This window comes from Achromobacter mucicolens, assembly GCF_902859725.1.
Classification (GTDB): Bacteria; Pseudomonadota; Gammaproteobacteria; order Burkholderiales; family Burkholderiaceae_B; genus Achromobacter; species Achromobacter mucicolens.
The window spans coordinates 167,837-179,560 of sequence record NZ_CADIJP010000013.1; the positions used below are offsets into that span (position 1 = coordinate 167,837).

Below are 11,724 nucleotides of genomic sequence, written 5' to 3' on the forward strand. Positions count from 1 at the left end.
CACACAGGGAAGGACTGTGAAACCTTACGACCTGAGCGTCTCTGTCTCTCCGCGCTTCGTGCCCGAACAGTCCGACCCCGGCGAACAGCAATTCGTGTTTGCCTACACCGTCCGCATCACCAATACCGGCGAACACCCCGCGCAGGTGATCAGCCGCCACTGGATCATCACCGACGGCAACCAGCGCGTGCAGGAAGTGCGCGGCCTGGGCATCGTGGGGCAGCAGCCCCTCCTGGCTCCGGGCGAGACCTTCGAGTACACCAGCGGCTGTCCCTTGCCCACGCCGGTGGGCACGATGCGCGGCATCTACCACTGCGTCGGCGAGAACGGTATCCCGTTCGAAGTGCCGATCTCCGAATTCGTCCTGGCCATGCCGCGCACCTTGCACTGAGCATGGTCCGGCCATCCGTTGCACGTCTTTCCATTTGCTCATGAAGCGCATTCTTAGCCTGTCCGTGCTGTCGGTCCTTCTGGCGGCATGTTCCACCCCCTCGGATATCCCCCCTGAATCCGGCCAGCCCGCCACTCCCGGCGCGCGCGTCCCGGCGGTGACCGACGGCCCGCTCGTGGTGCCGCCGCTGGCCTCGCTGCCCGATTCCCCGCCGCGCGCGCTGGCCGGCAAGCTCAAACCGGCCAACTGGTCCGAGCTGCCCGGCTGGAGCGCCGACGACCTGACCCAGTTCTGGCCCCTTTTTCTGCGCAACTGCAAGGGCCTGATGCGGCCCACCAGCGGCAACCTGGCCGCGCCCGCGCGCGCCACGCCGCGCGCCTGGCAGCCGGTCTGCGCCGCCGCCATCGATCCGGCCCGCGCGCCCGCTGCCGGCGACGGCGAAGGCGTGCGCCGCTTTCTGCAGACCTACCTGCAACCCTGGCGCCTGAACGCCGCCGACGGCAAGCCCGCCACCAATACGGTGACGGGTTACTACGAGCCGCTGGTGCGCGGATCGCGCCGCCAGGGCGGCGTCTACCAGTGGCCGCTGTATGCGGTGCCCGCCGACCTGCTGACGATCGACCTGGGGTCGGTCTACCCGGACCTGGCGGGCAAGCGCGTGCGCGGCAAGCTCGACGGCAAGCGCGTCGTGCCCTACGACACGCGCGCTGCCATCGAATCGTCGTCCGGCCGCCGCCCGCCCGTCGTGGTGTGGGTTGACGACCCCGTGGACAACTTCTTCCTGCAGGTCCAGGGCTCCGGCCGCGTGCAGCTGACGGACGGCCCGGATGCCGGCAAGACCATCCGCGTCGCCTATGCCGACCACAACGGCCAGCCCTATGTGTCCATCGGCCGCTGGCTGATCGACCGCGGCGAACTCACCGCCGACCAGGCGTCGATGCAGAACATCCGGGCCTGGGCACAGCGCAATCCCAAGCGCGTGCCTGAAATGCTCAACGCCAACCCGGCGGTGGTGTTCTTCCGCGAAGAGGCGGTGATCGACCCCGAGCAAGGCCCCAAGGGCGCCTACGCCATTCCGCTGGCGCCGCGGCGCTCGGTGGCGGTGGACGCCACCTTCGTGCCGCTGGGCACGCCGCTGTTCCTGTCCACCACCTATCCCGCGTCGGACCGGCCCCTGCAGCGCCTGGTATTCGCCCAGGACACCGGCACCGCCATCCGTGGCGCGGCGCGCGCCGACTTCTACTGGGGTTACGGCGAAGAAGCCGGACAGCAGGCCGGCCGCATGAAGCAACGCGGCCAGATGTGGCTGCTGTGGCCCAAACAGGCCGGGGAGCCCTCCGCACGATGAGCCATCAGATCGTAGTTTGCGGGGCCGGCATCGTCGGCCTGTCCACCGCCCTGGCGCTGGCCCGCCGCGGCCAGCGCGTGGCCGTGCTGGCGCCGCGCGCCGCCGTGCCGCCGGCCGATCCCAACCACTATCACCCGCGCGTCTACGCCATCTCGCCCGCCAGCCAGCGCTTTCTGGCCGACATCGGTGTGTGGGACGCCATGCCCGCGTCCCGCCTGATGCCCGTGCAGGCCATGGAGATCCACGGCGACGCGGACGGCCAGGTGAATCTGAACGCCTGGCAGGCGGCGCTGCCGCAGCTGGCCTGGATCGTCGAATCCGGCGAGATCGAGCGCGTCCTGATCCAGGCCGTGCGCATGTTCGGCATCGCCTGGCTGGAAGACCGCTGCACCGGCTACCAGAACGGCGCGGTCGACACCGAAAGCGGCGCGCGCATTCAGGCCGAGCTCTTCGTCGGCGCCGACGGCGCGGCTTCGCCGCTGCGCGAGGCGGCCGGGCTGAAGCACGAAGCCCAGTCCTACAACGACACCGGACTCGTCGTGCATCTGGACGCCGAACTGCCGCACCAGGGCACCGCGTTCCAATGGTTCCGCGACGACGGCGTGCTGGCGCTGCTGCCGCTGCCCGATACCGCGGACGGTCCGCAGGTGTCCATGGTCTGGTCCATGCGCAGCGAATTGGCGCAGCAATTGCTGGAACTGCCGCAGGAAGCGCAAACCGCCCGCCTGGAAGCCTTGCTGGCCGAGGCCGCCGAAGGGCGGCTCGGCCGCCTGAAGGTCCGCAGCAAGCTGCACGGTTTTCCGCTGACGCTGGAGCGCGCCCAGATGGTGGCGCCCGGCATCGCGTTGGCCGGAGACGCGGCGCACCGCCTGCACCCGCTGGCCGGGCAGGGCCTGAACCTGGGGCTGGGCGATGTCGAGGCGTTGGCCCGCATCGTCGCGGGGCGTGAGCCCTACCGCCAGGCCGGCGACCTGCGCGTGCTGCACCGCTACCAGCGGGCGCGCGCCGAGCCGGTGCTGGCCATGCGGCTGGCCACGGACGGGTTGCACAAGCTTTTCGGATCGAAGGCGACGCCGCTTGTCTGGCTGCGCAACGCCGGCATGCATTGGGTCGAGCGCGCGCCGCTGATCAAGCGCCGCCTGATCGCGGGGGCGTCCGCCAACTAGGCCGGCCAGGCCCGACGGCGGCGCCGGGCGGAACCTGCGGCGGCCGGCGGCCGTCTGATAGGGATACGCACATCCGCCGCCTGCCGCGGCTGTCCCGCCCGGATCGGTTACGCTTTCCGGCAAAACACACGACTGACAAGACCAGGAGTACCGATGAAATTCCGCATTCCCGCCACGTTGGCGGCCTGTTTCCTCGCCGCGGGCATCGGTTTGTCCGCCACGGCCCAAGCGCAGGGCGCAAAGTCCGTTTCCACGCAGGCCGTGGGACAGGCGGCCAAGGGCGAGAAAAGCGTTTCCACCACCGAACTCGATCCGCAGTCGGCCGCCGTCAAGGAACGCTTTCAGCAGCGTTTCTCGGGCATGAATGTCACGACCGTGCGCCGCACGCCCTATGGCCTGTTCGAAGTGCAGCTCGGCATGGACCTGATCTACACCGACGAAGGCGTCACCTGGGTCATGGAAGGACCGCTGATCGATGCCGCGACGCGCCGCGACGTCACCCGCGAATCGCAGGAAAAGCTCAGCGCCGTCACCTTCGACCAACTGCCGCTGGATCTTGCAATCAAGCAGGTCAAGGGCGATGGCTCGCGCAAGGTCGCGATCTTCGAGGATCCCAACTGCGGTTACTGCAAGCAACTGCGCAAGACGCTCGAAGACGTGGACAACCTGACCGTCTACACCTTCCTCTACCCCATCCTGTCGCCCGACTCCAAGGTCAAGGTGCGCAACGTCTGGTGCGCCAAGGACCAGGGCAAGACCTGGGACGACTGGATGCTGCGCGGCAAGACGCCGGCCGCCGCCAACTGCGACGTGCCCGAAGACAAGCTGCTGGCGCTTGGCCAGCAACTGATGGTGCGCGGCACGCCGACGCTGTTCTTTGCCGACGGCTCGCGCATCAGCGGCGCGCTGCCGCTGGACCAGCTCAAGGCCCGTTTGAACTGACCGGCGCGCGTCGCGCCGGCCCGGGAAAGGGGGGCGCGGCAAGCGCCATCCCTCCCGGAGACAAGACTTGAAAATCGCAATTCTCGACGATTACCACGACGTAGCCCGGCGCTATGCGGATTGGACCTCGCTGGGCGGCGCCGCCGAGGTGCAGATCTTCAACAACTTCATCCCCGACGACCAGGTCGAAACCGCGCTCGCGCCCTTCGACGTGATCGTCGCCATGCGCGAACGCACGCCGTTCCCCGCCGAGCGCATCCGCGCGCTGCCCAAGCTGCGGCTTCTGGTCACCACCGGCATGCGCAACAACGCCATCGACATGCAGGCCTGCGCCGAGCAGGGCATCGTCGTGTCCGGCGCGCCCGGCAGCGCCGATGCCAACACCGCCACCGCGGAACTCGCGTGGGCGCACATCCTGGGTCTCTTCAAGCACCTTCCCGCCGAAGACGCCGCCATGCGCCGCGGCATGTGGCAGACCGGCATGCCCGAGCCGCTGGCCGGCAAGCGCCTGGGCGTGGTGGGTCTGGGCAAGCTGGGCGCCGCGGTCGCCAAGGTGGGACTGGCCTTTGGCATGGACGTCGTGGCCTGGAGCCCCAACCTGACCGACGAGCGCGCCCAGGCCGCCGGCGTCACGCGCGTGGACAAGCACGAGCTCTTTTCCACGTCAGATGTCGTGAGCCTGCACCTGATCCTGTCTGATCGCAGCCGCCACATCGTCGACGCCACCGCGCTGGCCGCCATGAAGCCCACCGCCTACCTCGTGAACACGTCGCGCGCGGGTCTTGTCGACCAGGAAGCGCTGATGGATGCCCTGGTGAAATTCCGCATCGCCGGCGCGGGCCTGGACGTCTTCCCCGAGGAGCCCCTGTCGCCCACCGATACCGTGCGCGACCTGGACAACGTGATCCTCACGCCGCACCTGGGCTATGTCAGCCGCGAAAACTTCGAGGCGTTCTACCAGAACTGCCTGGAAGCCGTGAAGGCGTGGGCGGCGGGCGCGCCGATCCGGGTGCTGAACGCCTGATTCTGCCGCGCAAGCGCAAGGCTGCAAAAAAAAGGGGCTGCAATCGCAGCCCCTTGTTTGTTTGTCCTGCGCCGCATCAACCGCGCGAGAACATCACCTTCTTTTCGATGATCGCGCCCGGCTCCAACGCCGTCGGCGTATCGCCGCACGCTTCGTCCGCGTCTTCCGTGGGGTCGACCGTATCGAACGCCGTGTCGCCGTTGGCGTCCGGCACGCCCGTGGGCTTCAAGCCCACGAAGTCGAACAGGTCCCGGTCCATCAGGTGCGAGGGCACGACGCGCGACAGCGCGTTGAACACGTTCCACGACCGGCCTGGGTGCTGCTTGTCCCATTCCTTGATCATGCGGCCCACTTCCTTGCGCTTCAGGTTCTCTTGCGAACCGCAGAGATTGCACGGAATGATGGGGAATTGCTTGAGCTCGGCGTAGGCGATCAGGTCGGACTCGACCACGTAGGCGAGCGGGCGGATCACCGTGTGGCGGCCGTCGTCGGACACCAGCTTGGGCGGCATGCCCTTGGCCTTGCCGCCGTAGAACAGGTTCAGGAAGAACGTGGCCAGGATGTCGTCGCGGTGATGGCCCAGCGCGATCTTGGTGGCGCCCAGTTCCGAGGCGACACGGTACAGGATGCCGCGGCGCAGCCGCGAACAGAGCGAGCACATCGTCTTGCCCTCTTCCAGCACGCGCGTGACGATGGAATACGTATCCTGCGTCTCGATGTGGAAGGGAACGCCCAGTTCCTTCAGGTACTGCGGCAGGATGTGATCGGGAAAGCCCGGCTGCTTCTGGTCCAGGTTCACGGCGATCAGTTCAAACTTGAACGGCGCGCGCTTCTGGAGCTGCAGCAGGATGTCCAGCATGGCATAGGAGTCCTTGCCGCCGGACAGGCAGACCATCACGCGGTCGCCTTCCTCGATCATGTTGTAGTCGGACAGGGCGCGCGTGGTCTCGCGCGCCAGCCGCTTGGTCAGCTTGTTGCCTTCGTGCCGGGCTTTTTCGTCGGCGGGCGTGCGAAATTGCACGCCGGGGGGAGCGATATCGTTCATGTCAGCGGGTGATCTGGATTTCCACGCCCACCGCCGCGCAGTCGGAGAAGGCCATGGGCTTGCTGATGCGCAGGCGCAGCGCGCGGATTTCCTGGAAGTCAGCAAGCAGGCGCGCCGCGACCTGTTCGGACAGGGTTTCGATCAGGTTCACGTGCGCCTGCGTGCATTCCTCGACGATGGCCTCGCGCAGCCGGCGGTAGTCCAGCACGCTGTGGATATCGTGGTCGTCCACCGAGCGCTGGATGTCGACGTCGAATTCGGCATCGACATGCAGGGGCTGGGTGGCGCGGCGCTCGTGCTCGAGGATGCCGATGCGGGCGTCGAGCGCAAGCCCGGAAAGAATGATGCGGCGAGTGGGCATGATGAAAACCTGGGTGGAATAGCCCGAATTGTAAGGCGACGACGGATGGGGGTGACGCGCTGGCTACAATCCGGCCATGTCCGGGCGCCCGCGAGGCGCCGGCGCAGTCAATAAGGGGTGAAATGCAACAGATGCACGATTCGGTCATTGTAGGCGGCGGCCCGGCCGGCGCCTCCTGCGCCCTCTGGCTGGCCCGCCTGGGCCTGTCGCCGTTGCTGGTCGAGGCCAGCGCCCGCCTGGGCGGCCTGGGCAATGACAACCCGTTTGCCGACGACTGGATCGCGGTCCTGCCCGGCGTCACCGGCCAGCAGGTCGCGGCCAATATCGACGCCAGCGTGCGCGCCGCCAACGTGCCCCTGCGGCTGGAAACCCGCGTCGCCGGCGTGCGGCCGTGCAAGGGCGGCATCGAGGCCACGCTCTCTGGTCCCGACGGCAAGGAAACCCTGGCCCGCGCCCGTACCCTGGTCATCGCCTCGGGCGTGCGCGCCAAGGGCCTGCCCGGCCATCCGCCGGGCGCGTCCTGGCCGGGCGTGCTGATCGGCCCCGGCTCGCCCATCGTGGCGCAGGACTATTCGGGTTTGACGGTCGCTGTGCTGGGCGGGGGCGACAACGCCTTCGAAAACTTCGTCTACGTACGCAACCGCGGTGCGCGAACGGTTCATCTGTATGCCCGCAGCGTGCGCGCCCAGCAGCAGTGGGTCACGCGCGCCGGGTCCGACGGCGTGCACATCGGCCCCTACCAGGTCGACCCGGCCGCGCGCAGCGTGGACGGCCGGCAGTACGACCTGATCCTGGTCTTCTACGGCTGGGAACCGCAGGCCGCGTTTGCCGACACGCTGCACCTGGCGCGCGACGAGCGTGGCTACATCCGCACCGACTTCGCCACCGCCGAGACCAGCGTGCCGGACATCTACGCCATAGGCGAAGTCGCGCACCGCATGCACCCGTGCGTGGTGACCTCGATGGCCGACGGCGTGGTGGCCGCCAAGGCCATCCAGCGGCGCTGGGAGCGCGCGGGGGCGTGAACGGGCCCCGGGCCACGATGCGCTCTTCAGCCCAGGCGAACCCACACCTCCGGATTCCAGAATAGGCATTTGACCGCGCCGCGCCCACACTCATGCTCACGAGTTGACCAATCAATGGTCACGCAGGGAGACAAGCATGATGTGTGCGCATCGCTGGCTGGCAGCCGGCGCGATGGCCATCGCCATCGCGAATCCGGCGCAGGCGGCCTGGCCTGAACGGCCCATCACCCTCATCATCCCGGCCGCGCCCGGCGGCACCACCGACATCTCGGCGCGCCTCATCGCCGACAAGCTGTCGGCCAAGCTGGGGCAGCAGGTCATCGTGGAGAACCGGGCCGGCGCCGCCGGCATCATCGGCGCGCAGGCGCTGGCGCGGGCCAAGCCCGACGGCTACACGCTGCTGATGGGCAACATCGGCCCCAACGCCATCAATTACGCGCTCTACAAGACGCTGCCCTACAAGCCCGCCGACTTCGCGCCGGTGACGCTGGTGATCTCGGTGCCCAACGTGCTCGTCGTCAACGAGGCCTCGCCCGCGCGCAGCGTGGCGGACCTGTTGGCGCAGGTCAGGCAGGACCCGTCCAAGGTGTCCTTCGGCAGCTCCGGCGCCGGCCAATCGCCGCACCTGTCCGCCGAAATGTTCAAGCAGCGCGCCGGCATTCCAGGCACGCACGTCGCCTACAAGGGCGCGGGCCCCGCCGTGGCCGCGCTGCTGGGCCAGCAGTTCACCTTCATGATCGACAACCTGCCCAGCTCCATGCCGTACATCCAGGCCGGCAAGCTGCGCGCGCTGGCCGTCACCAGCGACAAGCGCCTGGACGAACTGCCCAACGTGCCGACCATGGCCGAGGCCGGCGTGAAGGACATGGTCGTCACCGCGTGGTTTGGCCTCATCGCGCCCGCGGGCACGCCGCAGGGCGCCATCGACAAGCTCTACGCCGCCACGCGCGACGTGGTGCGCAGCCCCGAGATCAGCGAACGCTTCAAGGCCATGGGCGGTCAGGCGGGCGGCAACACGCCCGCGGAGTTCGCGGCCTTCATCGACCAGGAACGCGCTCGCTGGAAAACCATCGTGGATGCCGCGGGCCTCGTGCAGGAGCAATAAGTGATCGACAAGATACAGGCATCCATGGCGCAGGCCGTCGCCGTCATTCCGGACGGTGCGTCGGTGCTGGTCGGCGGCTTCGGCGAAGCCGGCGTGCCCTACGAACTGCTGCACTGCCTGGCCGAGCTGGGCCGCAGCGACCTCACCATCATCTCCAACAACGCCGGCACATTCGAACGCGGCATCGCCGCGCTGCTGATCCGCAAGCAGGTCCGCAAGATCATCTGCTCGCATCCGCGCCCGCCCAATTCCGAAGCTTTTGCCCGCGCCTACCGCGCCGGCGAGGTCGAACTGGAATGCGTGCCGCAAGGCACCCTGGCCGAGCGGCTGCGCGCCGCGGGCGCCGGGCTTGGCCCCTTCTACACGCCCACGGGCTACGGCACCGAACTGGCCGAGGGGCGGCGCCAGGAGATCATCGACGGCATCGGCTACGTGCTCGAGCAGCCGCTGCGCGCCGACTACGCGCTCATCCGCGCGCATCTGGGCGACCGCTGGGGCAACCTCATGTACCGCCACGCCGCGCGCAACTTCAATCCCGTCATGTGCATGGCGGCCGGACACGCCATCGCGCAGGTCGACGAGATCGTGCCGCTGGGCGCGCTGGCGCCGGAACAGATCATGACGCAGGGCATCTTCGTGAAATCCGTCGTGCGCGTGGAGGCCTGACATGCAGGACATCATCGGCTTGACCCGCCAGCAGATCGCGCAGCTCCTGGCCAGCGACATCCCCGACGGCGCCATCGTGAACCTGGGGATCGGCATGCCGACCCTCGTCGGCGACTACCTGCCCGCGGACCGCGAAATCCTGCTGCACAGCGAAAACGGCATCCTCGGCATGGGCCCCGCGGCTAGCGGTCCGCAGGCCGATCCCGACCTCATCAACGCCAGCCGTCAGACCATCACCCTGCTGCAAGGCGCATCCATCACCGAACACACCATCTCGTTCGCCATGATGCGCGGCGGTCACCTGGACTACGCCGTCCTCGGCGCGTTCCAGGTCTCCGAACGCGGCGACCTCGCCAACTGGAAGACCGACGCCGCCGACGCCATCCCCGCCGTCGGCGGCGCGATGGACCTGGCCGTCGGCGCCAAGCAGGTGCTCGTCACCATGGAACACCGCGGCCGCGACGGCACGCCCAAGATCCTGCAGCAATGCACCTATCCCCTGACCGGCAAAGGCGTCGTGTCCCGCATCTACACCGACCTGGCCGTCATCGACGTCATGCCCATCGGCCTGCAGGTGCACGCCATGAAGGCGGGCGTCAGCGAAGCCTTCCTGCGCACCGTCACCGGCGCGCCGCTGCACTTCACGCAAGCGCCGCGCACGATCGTCCTGGACGGTGAGGGCGTGCCGCGATACGCGTGACGGGCCCGTGCGTGTGTTGGTGCGCTCGTCCCACGTTCACTGATGATGTCTTGCGCCCGGCGCCGGGCAAAGGAGCTTCCGATGATCCGTTCGATCCTGTCCGCCGTATCGGCAGGTGTGCTGTGCCTGGGCGCCGCTGGCGCTGCTTTCGCCGCGCAGACCTATCCCGACAAGCCCATCACCTTGCTCATCCCCTATCCGCCGGGCGGCAGCGCCGACATGCTGGCGCGCCCGCTGGGCGCGGAACTGCAAAAGAAGTGGGGCCAGCCCGTGGTCCTGGAATACAAGCCCGGCGCAGGCGGCGCCATCGCATCCGCCCAACTCGCTCGCGCCAAGCCCGACGGCTACACGCTGCTGATGGTGCTGGCCGCGCACACCATCAACCCCAGCCTGTACCCCTCGCTGCCATACGACACGCGCAAGGACTTCGCGCCGGTATCCCTGGTCGCCACGCTGCCAATGCTCGTCGCCGCGCCGCTTTCCATCCCCGCCAACACCGTCGCCGAACTCATCGCGTACGGCAAGGCCAACCCCGGCAAACTGAGCTTCGCTTCCGCCGGCAACGGCAACACCAGCCACCTGGCCGCCGAGATGTTCAAGCACCAGACAGGCGCGGACATGATGCACGTTCCCTACAAAGGCAGCGGCCCCGCTGTCGTCGCGCTGCTGGGCGGCGAAGTCTCCCTGATGTTCGACAGCATTTCGACCTCGCTGCCGCAAGTGCAAGCCGGCAAGCTCAAGGCCATCGCCGTCACCGGCGAACACCGCTCCCCGCTGCTTCCCAACGTCCCGACTGTCGCCGAAACCGTACCCAACTTCGTCGTCAACGGCTGGTACGGAATATTGGCGCCCGCGGGCACGCCGGGGGCAGTGGTCGATGCGGTCAGCAAGGGGATTGCCGAGGCGGTGACGGTGCCGGCTTTGAAGGAGCAACTGGCGGGATACGGGTATGAGGTGGTGGGGTCGACGCCTGGGGAGTTTGGGGCGCATATCGAGCGGGAGTTAGGGGCTTGGAAGACGGCGGTGGAGGTGTCTGGGGCGAAGGTGAATTGACTCGGCTGCGACTTGGGGGGCGTTTGCGTACGCGTTTGGGCACTTCCGCGGATCTTCGTAGGTCGCCCGACGCCGCGGTCACCGTGGGCACGATCGCCCACGATTGCGGTCCGGAGCCTTCGCTCCGGACTACCCCTTCGTCATCTTCGTCCGCCTTCGGCTCCCTTCAGATTCCCTCGGGCGCATCGACGGCGCTCGCACCCACGGTGACCGCGACGCCGTGCTACCAGGGTCTTTGGTTTGGGGCGCTGTAAGACCCGTATGCAGGGAAGGGGATTTGCGGGGCCGCCGAATTGCTGCCGCCCGGGCGGCGGCAATCGGCATACGGGCGTCTGGTCGTCGGGGCGATGCGCGCTTGCGCGCTGGCAGAGAGTTGTTAGCTAATGGGCCGCCGTCACGGGGGGAGGGGCGGTGATGGGCGGCGCGGCGACGGGTCGCCACAGCTTGCCGATCGGTTCGCGCCGCCCATCCGGCACTGGGGTTCAAGTGACGATTATTGGCGTCTCTGCCTGAACGTGCCCAGCGCGTCTGCCGCTGCCGGTGTCTGACACCCTAGGGAAACGCACTCGGCATGACGGAAATCTCAACAGGGTGTCAGACACCTTGAGAGGATTATTGGCGTCGCTGCCTGAAGCTGCCTAGAGCGTCTGCTGCTGCCGGTGTCTGACACCCTAGGGAGACGCACTTGGCATGACGGAAATCTCACCAGGGTGTCAGACACCTGGGGCAGACGCAGCCACACGCGAAGCGTCAAAGCGACGACGCAAGACGCCGCGTAAGTCCCCGGAGGCCGCCCGCGCGGCCTGTAGTGGTCTAATTTTGGTAGACACCCATTTAGGTTGAACCTAGGAGGTGAGTCATGACCAAGATAAAGCGGCGTGCCTTTACGGCTGAGTTC

Annotated in this window: 12 protein-coding genes; 10 read left to right on the forward strand and 2 right to left on the reverse strand. The window is 67.9% G+C overall.

Annotated elements, in window-relative coordinates; genetic code table 11:
• Positions 1-16: 16 nt before the first annotated feature.
• The 5 genes from apaG (at position 17) to HV786_RS18045 (ending at position 4,871) form a co-directional block, all read left to right on the forward strand.
• On the forward strand, positions 17-391 hold the full coding sequence (gene apaG, locus HV786_RS18025) for a Co2+/Mg2+ efflux protein ApaG (protein ID WP_056319266.1): 375 nt from the start codon (positions 17-19) through the stop codon (positions 389-391).
• 40 nt (positions 392-431) lie between these two features.
• Positions 432-1,739 carry a murein transglycosylase A gene (gene mltA / locus HV786_RS18030; protein ID WP_062840100.1) on the forward strand — a complete coding sequence of 436 codons (1,308 nt, stop codon included), beginning with the start codon at positions 432-434 and terminating at the stop codon, positions 1,737-1,739.
• A complete protein-coding gene (locus HV786_RS18035; RefSeq protein ID WP_175211444.1) occupies positions 1,736-2,905 on the forward strand; it encodes a UbiH/UbiF family hydroxylase in 1,170 nt (389 codons plus the stop codon). Before mltA ends, HV786_RS18035 begins: the two co-directional genes overlap by 4 nt.
• 153 nt (positions 2,906-3,058) lie before the next feature.
• Positions 3,059-3,847, forward strand: a complete 789-nt coding sequence (locus tag HV786_RS18040) for a DsbC family protein (protein WP_128827106.1) — start codon at positions 3,059-3,061, stop codon at positions 3,845-3,847.
• 67 nt (positions 3,848-3,914) lie between these two features.
• Entirely contained in the window at positions 3,915-4,871 is a 957-nt protein-coding gene (locus HV786_RS18045) for a D-2-hydroxyacid dehydrogenase family protein (RefSeq protein ID WP_128827105.1), read from the forward strand.
• 76 nt (positions 4,872-4,947) lie between these two features.
• On the opposite strand, the gene ttcA is transcribed toward HV786_RS18045, so the two are convergent.
• Together ttcA and folB are read right to left on the reverse strand one after the other, a co-directional pair.
• Complete coding sequence (gene ttcA, locus HV786_RS18050; protein ID WP_128827104.1) at positions 4,948-5,916, reverse strand: tRNA 2-thiocytidine(32) synthetase TtcA; 969 nt, start codon at positions 5,914-5,916, stop codon at positions 4,948-4,950.
• Between the two features lies 1 nt (position 5,917).
• The gene (folB, locus tag HV786_RS18055; RefSeq protein WP_013391106.1) at positions 5,918-6,277 is read right to left on the reverse strand and encodes a dihydroneopterin aldolase; all 360 of its coding nucleotides are present in this window, start codon (positions 6,275-6,277) and stop codon (positions 5,918-5,920) included.
• Between the two features lie 122 nt (positions 6,278-6,399).
• On the opposite strand from folB, the gene HV786_RS18060 reads away from it, so the two are divergent.
• The 5 genes from HV786_RS18060 to HV786_RS18080 all read left to right on the forward strand — a co-directional run bounded on the left by HV786_RS18060 (position 6,400) and on the right by HV786_RS18080 (position 10,826).
• Positions 6,400-7,302, forward strand: coding sequence for an NAD(P)/FAD-dependent oxidoreductase (locus HV786_RS18060; protein ID WP_175211446.1), 903 nt, complete (start codon positions 6,400-6,402; stop codon positions 7,300-7,302).
• 136 nt (positions 7,303-7,438) lie between these two features.
• Positions 7,439-8,407: a Bug family tripartite tricarboxylate transporter substrate binding protein gene (locus tag HV786_RS18065; RefSeq protein WP_128827103.1), complete on the forward strand. Its 969-nt coding sequence runs from the start codon at positions 7,439-7,441 to the stop codon at positions 8,405-8,407.
• A complete protein-coding gene (locus HV786_RS18070; RefSeq protein ID WP_128827102.1) occupies positions 8,408-9,073 on the forward strand; it encodes a 3-oxoacid CoA-transferase subunit A in 666 nt (221 codons plus the stop codon).
• A gap of 1 nt (position 9,074) precedes the next feature.
• A complete protein-coding gene (locus HV786_RS18075) occupies positions 9,075-9,773 on the forward strand; it encodes a 3-oxoacid CoA-transferase subunit B (protein ID WP_128827101.1) in 699 nt (232 codons plus the stop codon).
• 81 nt (positions 9,774-9,854) lie between these two features.
• Complete coding sequence (locus HV786_RS18080; RefSeq protein WP_128827100.1) at positions 9,855-10,826, forward strand: Bug family tripartite tricarboxylate transporter substrate binding protein; 972 nt, start codon at positions 9,855-9,857, stop codon at positions 10,824-10,826.
• The last annotated feature ends 898 nt before the right edge of the window (positions 10,827-11,724 follow it).